The 17538-nt window shown below is 56.3% G+C and carries 6 protein-coding genes and 1 other RNA gene; 1 reads left to right on the top strand and 6 read right to left on the bottom strand.

Annotated features, from left to right (window positions below):
• Positions 1-23 precede the first annotated feature (23 nt).
• Entirely contained in the window at positions 24-242 is a 219-nt protein-coding gene (locus HV334_RS06110) for an ogr/Delta-like zinc finger family protein (RefSeq protein ID WP_023184674.1), read from the top strand.
• A 27-nt stretch (positions 243-269) separates the two neighbouring features.
• Here the strand turns inward: HV334_RS06110 and HV334_RS06115 are convergent, their stop codons facing one another.
• The 6 genes from HV334_RS06115 to HV334_RS06140 form a co-directional block, all read right to left on the bottom strand.
• Positions 270-752, bottom strand: a complete 483-nt coding sequence (locus tag HV334_RS06115; RefSeq protein ID WP_119922109.1) for a hypothetical protein — start codon at positions 750-752, stop codon at positions 270-272.
• A gap of 125 nt (positions 753-877) precedes the next feature.
• Positions 878-1241, bottom strand: a transfer-messenger RNA (tmRNA) gene (gene ssrA, locus HV334_RS06120).
• A 72-nt stretch (positions 1242-1313) separates the two neighbouring features.
• On the bottom strand, positions 1314-2477 hold the full coding sequence (locus HV334_RS06125; protein WP_085951071.1) for an HlyD family efflux transporter periplasmic adaptor subunit: 1164 nt from the start codon (positions 2475-2477) through the stop codon (positions 1314-1316).
• A gap of 7 nt (positions 2478-2484) precedes the next feature.
• Positions 2485-4671 (bottom strand): type I secretion system permease/ATPase, encoded by a 2187-nt coding sequence (locus HV334_RS06130; RefSeq protein WP_181221288.1) that lies wholly within the window; start codon positions 4669-4671, stop codon positions 2485-2487.
• On the bottom strand, positions 4668-6077 hold the full coding sequence (locus HV334_RS06135; RefSeq protein ID WP_046275995.1) for a TolC family outer membrane protein: 1410 nt from the start codon (positions 6075-6077) through the stop codon (positions 4668-4670). The genes HV334_RS06130 and HV334_RS06135 overlap by 4 nt, the downstream gene beginning before the upstream one ends.
• A gap of 100 nt (positions 6078-6177) precedes the next feature.
• The gene (locus HV334_RS06140) at positions 6178-17451 is read right to left on the bottom strand and encodes a BapA/Bap/LapF family large adhesin (protein WP_181221289.1); all 11274 of its coding nucleotides are present in this window, start codon (positions 17449-17451) and stop codon (positions 6178-6180) included.
• Positions 17452-17538: the final 87 nt, after the last annotated feature.

The following is a 17538-nucleotide window of genomic DNA, read 5'->3' on the forward strand; positions in this document are numbered from 1 at the left end:
TTAAAGGTGGCGGAGAATTGAAAATGATGAATTGCCCAAAGTGTGGACATGCGGCGCACACCAGGAGTAGCTTTCAGGTTACTGATAGCACGAAGGAGCGTTACTGCCAGTGCCAGAACATTAATTGCGGCAGCACATTTGTCACCCATGAAACGGTTGTACGATTTATCGTTACACCGACAATAATCAATAATGCCCCGCCACACCCTACGCCGGGTGGTCAAGGGCACATGAATTTTTAAAACAAGAACCTGCAGCAGCAGGTTTTTTTATGTGTCAGGAATTTCACCTGTTTCTATAAAATGCGCAAAACTTTCTTCATCAATGATGATCGTACCCTTCATGCGTGCAGCATTTACTTTGGAAGGACCGGCATTGTACCCGCAACAGAGCATCTGCAGATTTTGAGTAACTGAACTTCTCACTGTCAGGCTGTGCGCTTGGGCAACTTCAATCAAACGCTCTTTATCTGCCTTTTTGAAACCTGTAAAGCAGACGTCAAAAGTGAGGGTTTTAGGCTTGGTTGCCTTGGTTAGATGAATGTAATTTTCTGGTAGGAAGGACTGACAGGCTTGCTGTGCTTCCTCAGCAGATGTGCATTCTTGAAGTATTCTATCTTTACGAAACGTTCTTATTGAATGGGCTGATTGGCATATACCCTGAATGTGGGTATCGCTGTGGCTAACACTGCTTATTGAATGGGCACCAATACGCGCATTCGCATTGATGTAAACAAAGTGCATTTCTTCCATGTGAATCACCTTTATTACACAAACGGCTAAGACGTTAATGAACGGTGGGCAAATTGGCTGCCGCCATTTTGCCGCCACAGCCAAACAAAAAGGGGTTACGTTTGCACGTAACCCCTTGTTTTATTTGGTGGAGCTGGCGGGAGTTGAACCCGCGTCCGAAATTCCTACATCCTCGGTACTACATGCTTAGTCAGTCTTTACATTCGCCTGGCACCTGCGGACAGACACGCCACTACCAGACTAGCCTGATTAGATTTAACGCTTCAACCCCAGGCAGGGCCTCCACGCGATCTCTTTTGGGTTTGACCTCTCTTTGATCCCCGTCTTAAGAGCGGAAGCTAGGGAGAGAGGGCTCAGAGCAGGTTATTAAGCTGCTAAAGCGTAGTTTTCGTCGTTTGCGACTATTTTTTTGCGGCTTTTTACGAGGCCAACCGCCCCTCGGCATGCACCTTGGGTTTCGCGAATCCCGTCGAATCCAGAATCAGCCCCAATGTGTTAGAGCAAGTATAACAGACTTGTGACACGCGTGACCAGCCCCCGCAACCCCTAATCCTCAAGGATTTACCGCTCGCGCAGCGCTTCTTTTGCGCGATTAAACGGTTTGATTAAATAGTCGACGATGGTTTTTTCACCTGTTTTTATATCCACTGTGGCAATCATTCCCGGTACGATGGAGAAATGGCGTCCCAGTTTGTTCTGTAAGAAGTCCTGATGGGTGCGGATAAACACGCGGTAGTAGAATATCTCCGGTTTCACTTTGTCTTGAATAGTATCCGGGGAAATAGTTTCGACTACGCCTTCCAGACCGCCGTAAATCGCGTAGTCATAAGCGGTTATTTTCACCAGCGCCCGTTGGCCGGGGTGGATGAACGCGATATCGCGCGGAGACAGGCGGGTTTCTATCAGCAGATGATCGTCCAGCGGTACAATCTCCATCATCTCGCCATTGGGCGGGATAACGCCGCCAATGGTAGTGACCTGGATGTTTTTCACAATACCGCGCATCGGCGCGCGCACGGTCAGGCGGGTGACGGAATCCTCGCGTCCTTTCAAAATAGCTGCCAGCATATCCACTTCGGCATTGGCTTTTGACAGCGCTTCCCGCGCCTGCACGAAGTATTGTGAGCGCAGATCGGTGATTTTTAATCCTAAATCGCTTTTTTGTCGTTGCAGGCGCAGCACTTCAACGTGGCTGGCGGCACCACTTTTTTCCAGCCGTTGGGTTATGGCCAGCTCTTTATTTACCGAGACCAGCGCATCCTGCAGTTCTGCCATAGAATCAGCGAGCTGCGCGCGGCGACTTTTATACAAGCGCGTTTCGGAGGCGATGAGATCCGGCCAGGCGCGTAGTGAAGCGGGAAACACGAGCGGCAGATCGTTAACTTCGGCATTGAGCCTTGCGCTGGAAGCCAGTGAGGCGCGATAGCGGGCGGCGCTCTCCCCAACGTTGGACTCAGAGCGAGTGGGGTCGAGGCGCGCGACAATCTGATTAGCCTGTACTTTATCTCCTTCGCGTACCGTGAGCTCGGCGAGAATACCGCCATCCAGCGACTGCAAGACCTGCTCGCGCGAGCTGGGGATTACCTTCCCGCTGCCGGTCGAGACTTCATCCAGCTTGCCGAAATACGCCCAGATACCCAGGACGGCAAACAGCAGTGTGCTGAGCAGAATAATGCGGCTGGCCCCGGAAAAACGGTGCTCGCGACGGATATCGAGGTCGTCCATGGCAGCGTCATGCGGATTGGTTTTCATTTTTCCACTCCCGACCGTGAGTAGGGGCTGGTGCCCGGCTCGCATTCAGCGCCTGCGCTTTCGGGGCATCCATGACCAGTTGACCTTCTTTTAACACCACTACGCGCTCGACCAGCTCCAGAACCGGTACGCGATGGGTGGCGACAATCAATGTTCGGTTGCCCAGCCACTGGTTCAGGCGCTGAATAAACTCTCGTTCGGTATGTTCATCCAGCGAGGCGCTGGGTTCGTCGAGCAGCACGATATTGGGCGATCGCAGCAGCATTCTTGCCAGCAGGATCGACTGCCGTTGTCCACCGGACAGACCGTTGCCGCCCTCCATAATGGGGTGTGCCAGCCCTTTGGTGAGTTGTTTAACGAAAGCCGCCGCGCCGCTGACCTCCAGCGCTTCGAAGATCTGCGCGTCGCTGGCATGCGGTGCGCCGAGGGTCAGGTTCTCGCGCAGGGTGCCAAAAAACAGCCGCGCATTCTGACTGAGAAAACCGATATTGCGGCGTAAATCGGCCATATCGATCTGCGCCAGGCTAAGGTTATCGAGTCGGACATCGCCCTGAATAATCTCTACGCCACCCGCCATGGCCTGTAGCAGTGTTGATTTCCCGGCGCCGTTACGCCCGAGGATCGCCACCCGTTCACCGGGCATGACCTCCAGACGCGAGATGCGCAGCGGAACGCGTTGATCGTCGCTGTGGTAGCGAAAGTGCGCATTTTCAAACAGATAATGGCCGTGAAAAATCTCCTGATGCACCCGGTCTTCATCGTACTGCGTTTCGGTGGGAAGCTGCATGATGCTGTCTAACCCCATCTTCGCCGCCTTGACCTGTTGCCAGCGGGCCAGCACGCCGCACAGGTTCGCCATCGGGGCAATCATTCTGGAACCGAGCATCGACGCGGCCACCACCGCCCCGGTGGTCATTGTGCCTTCAATGACCATCGGCGCGCCGAACATAATGATGGCGGCGTAGACCAGGCTTTGTACCGACATGCCCCAGCCAATCAGCCCTTGAGTCAGCTTGCGCGTGCGCAGTCCGGACTCTCCGGTAATACGGATGTAGCTGTTCCACTGTTGTAAAAAGCGGTTTTCCGCCTGCATCAGCTTGATATCTTCCAGCCCCTGAACGCTCTCGACCAGCACCGCGTTGCGCAGGGTGGATTCATGCGCTGCCTGGTTGGCGAGTACCGCCAGTTTCTTCTGTAACAGCAAACCAGGCAGGATCATCAGCAGGGCCGCGACGGGGGCTATCCACGCCAAGGGCGGGGCGATAAAGGCCAGCACCACGATAAACAAAAAGAAAAACGGTAGATCGACAATCGTCGACAGGGTCGAGGAGGTGATCATCTCGCGAACCTGTTCCAGCTCGCGCAGTTGAGAAATAAAGCTCCCCGTCGAGCGGGGGACGGCACTGTTGCGCAGTCGCAATGCGTGGCTGAACACGCGATCGGAAATGCGCATATCGGCGCGTTTGCCGAGCAGGTCCATTATGTGGGTACGCGCTTCGCGCAGCAAAAAGCCAAACAGCACCGCCACCAGAACGCCGGTGGAGAGAACATACAGCGTTGGATAAGACTGGGCGGGGATCACCCGATCATAGACCTGCATCGAAAAGATAATCCCGGCGAGCGACAGGACGTTAATCAGAAAGGCGGCAACCATGACCGGCAGGTAAGGGCGGATGTCCTGTAACACCAGTTCGCGCATCCAGTCGGGCCTGAAGCGCGAAATATAGCGGTCTACCCGACTGTCCTTCAGCGCTGACAGCGGGCGCAGTGCGGTAATGCTCACGATCTCCGGCAGAAGTTCTGCAACTGTGAGTCGGTTACGCTGGCCCTCTTCGGCGATGATAAAAACATCCAACGCATCTTCACCGTTGAAATGTTCTATCACCATCAGTTGGCCGTCGCGCAGTTCCGCCACCACCGGCAGACGCCACTGGCCGAATGCCTGCGTGGCGGTATCCAGCGCATGAAATGACAGCCCTGCCTGACGCGCCAGCTGCGCCAGGGCCATAGCTCGGCTTTTTCCCGCAAACCACGGGGCGTTGGCCTGGATTGCGCCGGGCGAACAGGCAACGCGATAGTGGCTGGCAATATGCGTCATCGCCAGCGCCCACTGGCTCAGGGCGTGTTCGCCAATCGCATCTTCCGCATGTGTATCGACGTCGCTCATAGCTTTATCTCCACCGATTGAATACTGCGGTTATTTAAGGCGAACGCCTGGCGAAGCGAGCCGGTGTTATAGAGGCAGTTCAACTGGAGCTGGCGCAGCTGGTTTTGAGTCTGGAGTTCAGCAAAACGGGCCTGATATACCTCCTGCTCGGCGTTAAGCACGTCGAGCAGTGGGCGTGACCCGAGGTCCAGATACTGCTGTTGATAAAGCTCGCGCGTTTGTTCACTCAGCCGTTGCTGGCGACGCAGGATCTGCAGGGCAGTGGCGAGGCTCATCGCCTGGCTGCGGGATTCCAGTAATTTCTGCCGCACTTCAAGTCGGGTACGCTGGATGGAGTACTGTGCAGACTCTACCGCGTGACTGGCGGCGTTGCGTCTGGCGGTGAGTCCGCCCCCCTGATACAGCGGCATCTCGACTTTTACCCACGTGGAGTACTGGGTTTTGTCGAGCACCTCATGGCTGGGGTATTTGTCGTTGAGATAGTGCTGAACCGACGGCTCCAGGGAGATAGTGGGCGTCATCTGCGCGTTGGCGTAATCGAGATTTGCCTGTGCCACATTCGCCTGCGCCCATGCCGCCAGCACCGCGGGAACCAGCTTATCGTCCGGTTTGACCACATCACAACTGCTGTCCAGTTTGACCGGAAATTCGTTGCTGATGCCGTTAAGCGAGTTCCAGCCGAGGAAGCTCATCAGCGTTGCCTTGCTGCTGTCGAGATTAGCCTGATACTGCGCCAACTGAGAACGTGCAGACTCGATACGCGCATCGGTTTGCACCACGTCGGATAGCGAGGTTGCCCCTTCATCATTGCGTTGACGGGTCAGCCGACCAATACCGTTCAAGGCGCTGAGCTGCTCTTCGGCGGCGTCCACCATTTGCTGCCACGTCTGCACCTGGACTATCGCGTTGGCGGTTGCGTGGGCGATGGTATCAATACTGAGTAACACATTCGCCTGCTGTTGTGCGGATCCGGCGGTTTCAGCACGGACCTGGCTTGCCACTTTGCCGAAGTCGTACAGCATTTGCGACACTGAAATAACCAGGGCCGGGCTAAAGCCGTGATCGGTGTAAGTATTGCTGTAACCGTTGTTCATCCCGGCAGAAACCTGCGGGTAATATTTTGATTTCGCCACGTCGATCTGCTCATTTTGTGAGAGCAGTTTGCCGATGGATTCACGAATAGAAGGATGCCAGCTCACGGCGCGACTCACTGCGTCGTTGAGCGTCAGGCTGCCGGGGGCGGCGGCGCTCAGCGGCAGATCGGCAACCGCGCCGTCCAGCGAGGGCAGCATCTGGCTGGTGGCCAGTCCTTCCGGCGTAATAATTTGCGGTTCATCTTCGGCATTCACCCGCAGGGTACAGAGCGTTAATGCCAGCAGTAAGGCAACAGGCGCGACATTTCTCATAGTTTATCCCTTACAAAATACGGCAGCGACGACTGTTATTGCCCCGGACGTCATGGCATCCGGGGCTGTAGTTATGGCGCTTTAACGTTATGCGTTAGCTTCAGGGCACAATGTGATTTTGTTGCACCAGCTCATCGAGCGTGGTGTGTACGTTCTCCAGCGTTATGAGATTGGTTGAGTGATAAGTGTTGCCCGTACCGTCGCGGTCGATAGCAATCACCGTGTTGTTACCGCTGGTGGTCACGGTGAGGTAGTTGCCGAGCGTAGCGTTCTGCCCGTTCCAGCCCACCAGCAGGTCGCCGATATCGATTTTGTCACCCTGGGCCAGCGAGAAGTTAGTCCAGTTGTCGGTAGCGCCATTGCTAATGTTGCCGCCGGTAGCGTCGTTGGCGTTGAGCAGGTGATAAATCAGCGTATCGCCGTAGACCGATCCGGTGATCACCTCATGCTGTGCGGTGCTTACCATCTGCGGATTCATATTGATGGTCAGCGTAGCGGTGTCCGTATGCCCGTTTTGGTCGTTAAGCGTATAGGTAAAGGTCTCTTTGCTGGTGATCGATGCTACGGTTGCACCCGGCTTCAGCGTGTAGATGTATGAGCCATCCAGGTTCATGGTCAGTGATCCATAATGACCCTGAATTATTGCGCTACTGGCGCTGCTGGCCGGATTGAGGGTGGCAGTACTGCCGTTAAAGCCGGTGACGGTGAGCTGGGTATGGACGGTTGAGAGCTGATCGTGCGCGCCGGCGGCATCACTGCCATCAAAAATATTGCCATTCACCGTGGTGGCGTTAACGTCATAGGTATTGAGGTGCCATGTCGTGCCCGTGACGTTTGGCGTAATGCTGACGTTGCCAACTGCTAGTCCTCCCATTGTTCCGGTGAAGCTGATGTTGTAATGGCCTGCGGCCAGCTCGGCATTACCCAGCGAGATGGCAATTGAACTGCCTAACAGGCTGATGGAACTGGCGGGTACAGAGCCAGAAAGCGAGAATCCGTCGGGACCGGTGATTGTCCAGGCAATGCCCAGCGTACCGACGGTGATAAGCGTGCCGATGTTGAAGTTGAGCGTGGCGCTTTTCAGTACGTCATTTGTCGCGATATCAAACGAACCTGTACCGGTTGCTTTGTTCCCAAGCGTCGGAATTGTCGCTGTTCCCAGCGCGCCGCTTCCGTATGCAGCAGAATCCTGAACGGTACTTACCGCCATTGTGCTGCTGACGTCATTTACGGCGTCCAGCGGCTGCGGCGTTGGTTTGATATTCAGCGAGGCGCTGCCGGTATCGCCGTTTGGTGCTCTGACCTTATACACGAAGCTGTCCGGGGTGTTGATACCGTCTGCACCCAGTCCGCTTCTTAGCGTGTAGGTGTAGTTCCCCTTCGCATCGATAGTCAGCGTGCCGTACTGCCCATTAATAGTGGTTGTGCCCGTCCCGTTAACGACGATACCGTTTACTTCGGTGATAACGGTATTGGCCGGAGCCGAGTCGTTGACCAGCAGATTGCCATTGGTTGTCGCACTCAGGCTGTCGACGGCGTAGGTGTGATCCGCCTGAATATTCAGGGTATAGCTGGTCAGCAGCGTCAGGCCGCCGGAAGCGTTAAGCAGGAACAGATAATCGCCACCCGGTAGCGTAATGGTATACGCTGACGAACTTCCGCCCAGTAGGGCAGTGACCCAGTTTGGCTGTACCCGGTACTGCTCATACTGCTGAATTGACTCGTTGAAGCGATAAACATAGAGATCGAAGCCGCCAAGCGTCACGCCGAGAACATTCGCCTGTACGGTCAGCGTGCGGGTTGCGCCATCGTCAACGTTGAACTTAATCGGGTTAGTCAGACCGTTGACCAGACTGACGTCCAGCACATTGCCGAGTCCGACGCTGGCGAGCGTGAAGCCGGTTTGTTGTGATGGCAAGTGGTCAACCGCGATGACCTGCGTTCCGTAAGTCAGCACTGCTGCATCGTCTGCCGCGGTTACCGTGCTGGTGGTTGGAGCCTGACCGAGCGTTACCACCAGTTTTGCCGAGGAGTGATCGCTGCCATGCGTCAGCGTGTAGGTGAAGCTTTCGGAGCGCCCATACACCGAGATTGACGTATTGGTCAGGGTATAGGTGTAGCTACCGTTCTGATTGATATGCAGGATGCCGTATTTCCCCTGCACATCAATGCCGCCCGCCGGGATATTCACGACGTTGCCGTTACCGTCGGTGATGGAGGTGACCAACGTGCCGGAAGGCGCATTATCCTGCCCGTTGGCGGGATCGGTATCCGTGATGATGTTCCCGGATTCCGTGGTACCGCCGATGATGGTCCCTGCGCTGGCTTTTACCACCGAGACATCAAGGCTGGTGTATGCCCCGGTCGCCAGCAGGTTGGTGTTGTAACTGACCACGCGGTAATCACCGCCAGTCAGCCCGCCGTAATTGAGCGTTACGCCCGAGGCGCCCAGGGTGAGCAAGCTGGCAAAGTCTGATTTACCGGTATCCACCACCGTTACCCAGGCATTCAGCGAGGTGTCAAAGCGTTGGATGACGATCTCCAGCGTGTTTAACAGCGACAGCACCACGCCGGTCGCGGCGGCATTGATCGTAATGGACCCGCTGCCGCCAGAAGCGATGCTGAAATTAACGCTTGCCGTATCGTTCCCCAGCACGTTGGCGACATTCCCCAACGCATTAACCAGCAGGAAACCATAATCGCTTTGATGATCGGTGCTGACGATGACATCGGTTTGCAGCGGCAGACTGGTGACATTGTCTTCAGCCAGCAGCGGTAATACCGGTGCGATAGCGCTTGTCGGCGATGAGGTATTGCCCGCCGCATCGGTCGCTGTGGCGGACAGCGACTGACCTTCAATCTGGCGAACCGGCAGGTTGACGCTGTAGACACCGCTGCTGTTGGCGATTGCCGTCACGCTGGTGCCGCCGGGCAGGGAGATAGTGACCGTGCTTCCCGCTTCGGCGACGCCGCTGACGGTGCCGCCATCGGCGCTGATCAGTATCGTTGGCGCGGTCGGTGGCGTGGTGTCCACAATCACGCTGAACGAGCTGGACAACCCGCTTGCGCCGTTGGCGTTTGTTGCAGTGGCGGTAAACGCGTGGTTACCTTCGCTGAGCGCCCCGGATGGGGTAAAGCTCCAGATCCCGTTACCGTCTGCGGTCGTGGTGCCCATTAGCACGCCGTTGTTGTACAGGCTGACGATGGTGTTAGCCTGCGCCGTTCCGCTGAGCGTTGGCAGCGTATCATTGGTTGTTTTACCGGGGGCGACGGGCCCCGTGATCGTACCGACGTCATCAAGTACGCTGGCAATAACCGGCGCAGGCGGTACGCCAGTAAACGGTGCCAGAACGTTACCCGCCGTGCCAATGTTGCCTGCGGCATCCTGGGCGCTGACCTGCAGCGTTTGCCCACTGATTTGCGGTGGGTTCAGCGTGAAGGTGAAATTACCGGAGGCGTTGGCGGTTGCCGTGCCGAGCACCGTTCCACCGCTGGAGGTAATAATGACCGTGCTGTTTGGCTCGGCAACGCCGGTGAGCGTGGTACCGTTGGCGTTTACCGCCAGCCCTGTAGGAATACCCGGGGCGACGGTATCGACCACGATCGCTGCCGCAGACGATATGCCACTGGTATTACCCGCACTGTCCGTTGCGGTGATGGTAAAGGAGTGGGTACCTTGTGCCAGCGCGGTGGTTGGGGTGTAACTCCAGTTACCGCTGCCGTCCGCCGTCACGCTGATGACAAAGCTGCCGTTATCGTAAATATCTACCCGCGCGTTGGCTTCTGTGGTGCCGTTTAACGTTGGGCGTGCGTCGTTGGTTGGCTGATTAGTGCCAATCGCCCCGGTGTTTGGCCCGACGTCGTCAATAATGCTGCTGATTGAAGGCTGCGTCGGCGCTGTGGTGTCGACCACCACGCTAAAGCCTGCCGTCGCACTGCTGGTGTTGCCCGCCGCATCTGTCGCGGTGACGGTGAAGGTGTGCGATCCATTCGTCAGCGGCGTAGTTGGGGTAAACGACCAACTGTTATTACTTTGCACCAGCGCCGTACCCAGCAGGGTGCTTCCATCATAGATGTTGACGGTGCTGCCTGCCTCGGCGGTACCGTTCAGCGTCGGGCGCGCATCGTTGGTCAGTTGTCCGTTGTTGAGCGCCGCATTGAACACGCCGCCTGCGATATCATCCACCACTGAGACCAGCAGCGGGGCGGATGGCGCAATGGTGTCGACATTAATAATAAACCCGCCGGAGGTGGGACTTACGTTTCCGGCGGCATCGGTGGCGATAGCGGTAAACACATGCTGACCGTTACCCAGCGCGGCAGGCAGATATTCCCAGGTGCCGTCTATCGCCGCAGTTACCGTTGCCAGCAGCGTGCCATTATCGTAGATGGCTACTCGGGCACCGGCTTCCGCTGAGCCGTTGAGTACGGGACGGGTGTCGTTGGTAAAGGCCCCGCTCGACAGCGTTCCGGTTCCCGGTAGCACGTCATCAAAAGCCTGGATAATCGTTGGCGCAAGCGGGGCGACGGTATCAACAACGATGTTAAATCCAGCGGACGTGAGGCTGACGTTTCCGGCAGCGTCGGTGGCTGTCACTGTCAGCGCGTGGTTACCGTTGCCAAGCTCGGTTCCTGGCGTGAAGCTCCAGGCGCCCGTGCCATCCGCTGAGGTAAAGCCGATAAACGATCCGTTATCGTAAACTCTTACCGTGGAATTGGCTTCAGCCGTGCCGCTAAGCGTCGGGAGTGGATCGTTCGTGGCCTGACCGTTGTTCAGATTACCGATCAGCGGGCCGACATCATCTGCAACCTGAGTAATCGCTGGCGTACCAGGCAACACGGTATCCACGATAAGCGTGAAGCTATTGGATGGCTGGCTGGTATTACCGGCGCTGTCGGTGGCGGTGACGGTCAGCGTATGCGGGCCGTTACTGAGTGCATCCGTTGGGGTTAAGCTCCAGGTGCCGTTTGCCCCAACGGTGGTGGTGCCGATGGGCTGACCATCGCTCAGGACGGTTATGGTCGCGCCAATTTCACCGGTGCCGCTCAGGGCCGGACGGGATTCATTCGTGGTCTGCCCGTTGGTTATCGGGCCTGTTGTCGGTGCGGTGCTGTCCTGAACTGAGCTGATGACCGGGATTGACGGGGCAACTGAGTCCAGCTCAATAGTAAACGATGATGATACTCCGCCGGAGTTACCTGCCTGATCGGTGGCAACGGTGGTGAATATATGTTGTCCCTGTCCCAGCGGTGCATCCGGTGTGAAGCGCCAGTTGCCTGACTCGTCCACCTGCGCTGTACCGATGGCGACGCCGTTATCACGGATCGTGATGATGGTACCGATCTCGCCTTTGCCGTTCAGCGTAGGCTGCGCATCGTTTGTCAGTTGTCCGTTGGTCAGTGTTGTATTGCCGGGCTGATCGTCAATTACGGAGGTAATGGTCGGTGCCGCTGGCGGCAGCGTGTCGACGACAACCACAAACGGCGGCGTTGCCGGGCTGATATTGCCCGCGCCATCTGTGACAGTGGCAGTCAGCGAGTGGCTGCCTTCACCGAGGGCAGGCGCAGGCGTAAAGCTCCAGTTGCCGTTTTCATCGCTGATGGTTGTGCCGATGACCGCCCCGTTATCGCGGATGGTAACAATCGAATCCGCCTCGGTAACGCCAGCAAGCGTTGGAGTATTATCGTTGGTCAACTGCCCGGAGGTCAGGGTCTGAATCGCACCAACGTTGTCCGTGACTGTCACAATAGAGGGGGCATTCGGCACCAGGGTATCGACAATGATCTGGAAATCACCGGATGGATCTCCCTGGTTGCCTGCGGCATCTGTTGCGCGAGCGGTAAAGATATGGTCGCCTTCTCCCAGCGGAGCGGTCGGGGTAAAACTCCAGAATCCGTTGCTGTTTACCGTGGTAGTGGCATAAGCGATGCCATTATCGTAAAGGGTGATGGTTGCCCCCGCTTCGCCGGTTCCGTTAAACGTCGGGCGTGAATCGTTGGTAATTTGCCCTTTATCCAACGATCCGGTGCCAGGGGCAATATCGTCAATAATGCTGGTGATAGTTGGCACCTGCGGGGGCGTGGTGTCGATGGTGATTGCGTAGTTGGGCGACAGACCACTTGGGGTACCGTCCACCGTTTGTGAAACCGTGAAGTTATAGGTTATGCCGTTAGTCAGCGCAGTGGGTAGCTGATAACTCCATGCGCCAGACACGGCATCGGCGGTTACCGTGGCGATGGATGCGCCATTTTGATAGATAGTCACCGATGCCCCAGCAGTGGCCGTCCCTTGCAGCAGCGGTAAGGTGTCGTTGGTGGTTTTACCGTTGCCAATCACCCCCATGATGGGCGCGATGTCATCAACGATCTCAAGAGTCGGTGGATGCGGAACGCTGGAGGTAGCGGCGTTAAACGTTGTCGGATCGCTTTGATTTCCGGCGGGGTCCTGAGCGATGGCGTTGAGCGCCTGACCGGTTGTTTGCGCTGGCGAAATGGTGACAGCAAAGTTACCAGAACCGTCTGCCATCCCCTGGCCGAGAATGGTGTTACCGCTGCGAATAATCACGGTGCTGCCAGCATCGGCCGTACCGCTTACCAGCGTCCCGTTAGGATCTACGCTGGTAACCGTAGGCGTTGCAGGCGGCTGGGTATCGACAATCAACGTCAGCGGGTTATCTGCAGCCAGTGAGTTACCTGCGGCATCCACTGCACCGAACGTCAGTGAGTGAGTGACGTTCGGCGTGAGGGGTACATCCACACTCCAGGTGCCGTTAGCAGCAACCGTAGCCGTAGCAATTGCGACGGGATTATTGCCATCGAAAATTAACACCGTACTGCCAGGTGTGCCGGTCCCGCTAATGGTCGGGGTGGTATCGTCCGTGACGCTGCCACTGGTTAGCGAACCGGTAAAGATTCCAACGTTATCCTGAATATCCGTTACCTGCGGCAACGTCAGCTTCGTGTTGTTAACCGTAAACGAAATGCTGGTTGAATTGTCGCTGATGTTACCTGCCGGATCGGTTGCGGTGGCGCTTAACGTGTAGCTTCCGTTCGCCAGCGCAGTCCCTGGCGTAATACTCCAGGTTCCGCCAGCCACCGTTGTAGTACCGATTACCGTCCCCCCGTTATACAGGGTGATGGTATCCCCGTCTGTGCCAGTACCGCGAATGGTTGGTGTGGTGTCATCAGTCACGGCATCTGGCGCAAGGTCGCCCGTGACATCACCGACATTATCGTTGGCGGCGATGATCACCGGTGGTGCAGACGGCGTCGTGTCGATGTTCAGTGTTATGGCGTTAGATGGCAGGCTGACGTTGCCTGCTGGATCGGTTGCGGTGAGAGTTACCTGATAACTACCAGGAGCAACCGGTGCTGACGGAGTGAAGCTCCAGGTACCGTCTGCACCTACTGTTGTTGTTCCCTGCAATGGGGGAGTACCGGCAAGATAGAGGGTAATCAGATCCCCGACGTTCCCCGTGCCGCTAAAGGTTGGCGTGGTGTCATTGGTGTTGCCATTAGTGACCACACCCGTTACCGGAGCCACATCGTCGGTAATGATTGGCGCGGCTGGTTGTGCGGGAGGCGTATTGTCTACTGTCAGAGTAAAGCTTGCCGACGGGATCCCCGTGTTGCCCGCGACGTCAGTCGCCGTGGCGGTAAATTTATGCGGCCCGTCGGCGAGTGAGGTTGGGGTAAATGTCCAGGTGCCGTCTGGCTGTACGGTGACGGTGCCAATAGAACCGCCATTATCATAAATCGTAATCTTCGGGCCGGGCTCGCCGATTCCGGAGAGTTCGGGATTCGAGCTCTTGGTACTGCTGCCGTTATTCAGCGTTTGTAGATTTGTCCCAATCAGACCTTCTGCAGAGCTGATAACCGGGGCAACTGGTGGGGTGGTATCAATCGTCAGCGTAAAGTTCCCTGCATTGCTGGCGTTGCCTGCAGCGTCCGTGGCGATAGCAGATAAATTGTGTGCGCCTTCACTGAGCGGTTGGCTGAGTTGAATACTCCAGGTGCCGGCGGGTAAAACCGTTGTGCTGCCAATTGGCGTGGAACCCTCATAGAGGGTAATTGTAGAACCGGCTATTCCGGTTCCTTTCAGCTCTGGTAAGGTATCGTTTGAACGGCTTCCGGAAGGCAGATCGATCGGCGCATTCCCAACGTCGTCGGTGGCAGCCAAAATGACAGGATCGCCTGGCGGTTGAGTATCTACGGTAACGCTGATCACTGTGGGTGAGGTGATGACATTACCGGCAGCATCGGTTGCCGATACCGTAAACTGATGAGTGCGGTCGCTGAGCACCTGATTTCCCGGAACGGTATAGCTCCAGGTGCCCGAACTGTCGACAAGAATAACCGTCATCAACAGACTGCCATCGTACAGGCTCACCAGTGAACCTGGTTCACCGGTACCCGAGAGAGTTGGCGTATTGTCGTTGGTGACCCAACCGTTATTTGCAACGTTGCCCGTAATGCTGCCAACATCATCGTTAACCAACGTTATTACTGGAACGGTTGGGGCGATGCTATCGACAATAATTTTCCAACTGGCGGCGCTGCTGGTGTTGTTGGCAGCGTCTGTTGCCGTCACCGTAAATACGTGCGCGCCCTGGCTTAGTGCTGCGGTGGGCGTATAGTTCCAGTTACCGTTGTTATCAGCGTTAACGGTCGCAAGCAGGGTGCCATTATCATAAATTTTGACCCGCGAACCTGCTTCGGCGATGCCTTCAATTTTCGGTTTATCGTCGTTGGTTAACGCATTGTTATTGATGGGGCCAGTGAAATCGTCAACATCATCAGTAACGGCAATAATAACTGGCTGGTTTGGTGCAGTGATATCCGGAGCCAACGCGGAGGTAGGCTGACTCTCGTTATTGCTGCTGTCCGTTGCGGTGACGTTTACCGTTTCGCCGTTCTTTTGCGACGGCGCTATAGACACGGTGAAATTACCGCCGCTGTCAGCCTGGCCTATGCCAATCGGGTTACCGTTGCTGTCTTTAACGGTGACGGTGCTTCCCGCTTCAGCATGTCCGCTTACAGAACCGCCGTCTCCGGCGACGGTGACGCCGGTTGGCGCATCAGGTGCCGTGGTGTCCGGTGCGGTGACAGAGGCGTCGTCGCCCTTGTTGCCTGCGGTGTCGGTCGCATTTGCCGTAAGGGGCTCGCCGTTGGTTTGCGGCGGAACCAGCGTTGCGGTGAAATCCCCATCCGTATCGGCAGTTGCCGTACCAATGATATTGCCATCTGGATCCAGAATATTGACCGTACTGTTGGGTTCGGCCTTGCCGGTGACCTGGTCGCCAGTGCCATTAACTAGCAGGTTTGTTGGGGGCTGTGGCGCGGTAATGTCTGGTGCAAGCGCCGTTTCTGGCAGGCTTGGGTTTCCTGCCGGATCGGTTGCGATGGCTTCAATGGTTTCGCCATTGGTCTGTGGTGGGTTAATGGTGATGGTAAATGAGCCGTCCGTTCCGGCGACGCCGCTGCCGATCTGAGTTCCGCCACTGCCGGTGATAACCACGGTATTGCCTGGTTCGGTCGTTCCGGTGACGACAGTCCCATCCGCAGATACGTTGAGATCATCAGGTGGCGACGGTGGCTGGGTGTCGATGTTGATATTGAACGCTGGTGACATGCCTCCTGTACCTGACTGGTTTGTCGCGGTGGCGCTGAAGGCGTGTAGCTCATCTGATAACGGGGAGCTGGAAGTCCATGTCCAGTTACCGTTACCGTCAGCCAGTACGCTGTCGATAATTGTGCCGTTGTCGTAAATAGTCACCGTGCTGTTGGCGTCGGCAGTGCCAGAGAGCGTGGGGGTATTATCATTGGTGGCCTGATTATTGCTCAATGGTCCGGTTGAGGGTGCAAAATCATCCATTATGCTGACGATAACGGGCACGCCCGGGTAGCCAGAGTTGGTGGCATTGAAAGAGGTATCTGGCCCGATGTTGCCTGCTGGGTCCTGAATTTTCGCGATCAGCGCTTCACCGTGCGTCTGTGAGGGCGAAATCGCGATGACGAAATTGCCGGTTTGACCGACCGTTGTTGAACCCAAAACCTGATTATTACTGCCGATGATAATGACCAGGCTTCCCGCCTCAGCGCTACCGGTTACCGTTGTACCTTCCGGATTAACGGAGGAAATGACTGCGGCTGCAGGCGGGGTGGTATCAACGGTGAATGTCGGCACGCGCGTTTCCGCGCTCACGTTACCCGCGGCGTCAGTTTGCGTCAGCGTCAGATTGTGAACACCATCGCTGAGCGGAATGTCCGGTGTAAATGTCCAGTTCCCATTGTCATCCACCCGGGCCATGCCGATCAGAATGCCGTTATCAGAAATGCTGATGAAACTACCTACTTCGCCTGTACCAGTGAGCGTCGGCGTGGCATCGTCGGTTACGCCGTTATTGGCGATAAAGCCGGTAATGGAACCGACATTGTCGGTTTCCTGAGTGACCACGGGGGCGTCGGGGGCAAGCGAATCGACAATAATTTCCCAACTGTCCGACATGCCGCTGCTGCCAGCACCGTTTGAAGCGCTGACGGTAAACTGGTGTGTGCCGTCTGCCAGAGGAGAGGATGGCGTAAACGACCAGTTGCCGTTGGCATCGATTGTGACCTGGCCTATTTCGACGCCGTTATCAAAAATATGTAATGTGGCATTCGCGGGGCCGGTGCCCTGGAGTGTCGGCGTATTATCGTTGGTGGATTCCTGCTGATTGACAGGGCCAGTAATCAGCTCCTGGTTATCGATTATGCTGGTGATAACGGGTACGTCAGGCCTGTTAGGGGTTGTCGTTGGCGGTGTGCCGCCGTCACCGTCACCGTCACCATTACCGTTACCGTTACCGTTACCTTCGCCGTTGCCGCCGTTGCCGCCGTTGCCATTGCCGCCGCTACCATTGCCGTTCCCGTTCCCGGCATTACCGTTCCCAGCGTTATTATCGCTCCCACCGCCGCCACCACCACCACCCGCAGCGAGGCCAATCCCGCCAGCGACAGCGATCCCGCCAAGAACCCACGGCCAGACGGCGCCGCCTTCATGACTGCCTTCGGCCGTCATCAGCGGTGTGAGATCGTCCAGGTGCTGGAAATGGAATGCTCCGTCAGTATCCTGAACCCACCACAGTGCGCCATTACTGTCCTCCAGAACAAGTTGGTTTTGCGCTTCACCTTTTCCGAGGTAGAAATTTTTAATAGTGATGGTTTCACCTGAGCGGAGTGTGACAACCAGATCCTGATTAACGCGCGTGAGTTGACTCACCTCCTCACGCGACACAGACAGTTTCACGATAGAAGGTGAACAGAGCGTAACTTCAGAGGCTTCAACATTTGTGGAAACGCCTGTTAATTTTGATACAACGGCGAGTAGACGCATATGTTCACTCCTGATGGCATGCCGGGAGTATTAATCCGCAACAGCGCGCTGGGAAAATGAGCAGACAGGGGCTCCGTTCATCATAAA

Origin of the sequence: Citrobacter sp. RHBSTW-00944 (assembly GCF_013615435.1) — a bacterium.
In the GTDB taxonomy this organism is placed as follows: Bacteria; Pseudomonadota; Gammaproteobacteria; order Enterobacterales; family Enterobacteriaceae; genus Citrobacter; species Citrobacter braakii.

What these genes read in the sequence shown, in the direction of transcription:
- HV334_RS06110 (WP_023184674.1), top strand. Translation starts at nt 24, where the DNA reads ATGATGAATTGCCCAAAGTGTGGACATGCGGCGCACACCAGGAGTAGC.
- HV334_RS06115 (WP_119922109.1), bottom strand. Translation starts at nt 752, where the DNA reads ATGGAAGAAATGCACTTTGTTTACATCAATGCGAATGCGCGTATTGGT.
- HV334_RS06125 (WP_085951071.1), bottom strand. Translation starts at nt 2,477, where the DNA reads ATGGACGACCTCGATATCCGTCGCGAGCACCGTTTTTCCGGGGCCAGC.
- HV334_RS06130 (WP_181221288.1), bottom strand. Translation starts at nt 4,671, where the DNA reads ATGAGCGACGTCGATACACATGCGGAAGATGCGATTGGCGAACACGCC.
- HV334_RS06135 (WP_046275995.1), bottom strand. Translation starts at nt 6,077, where the DNA reads ATGAGAAATGTCGCGCCTGTTGCCTTACTGCTGGCATTAACGCTCTGT.
- HV334_RS06140 (WP_181221289.1), bottom strand. Translation starts at nt 17,451, where the DNA reads ATGCGTCTACTCGCCGTTGTATCAAAATTAACAGGCGTTTCCACAAAT.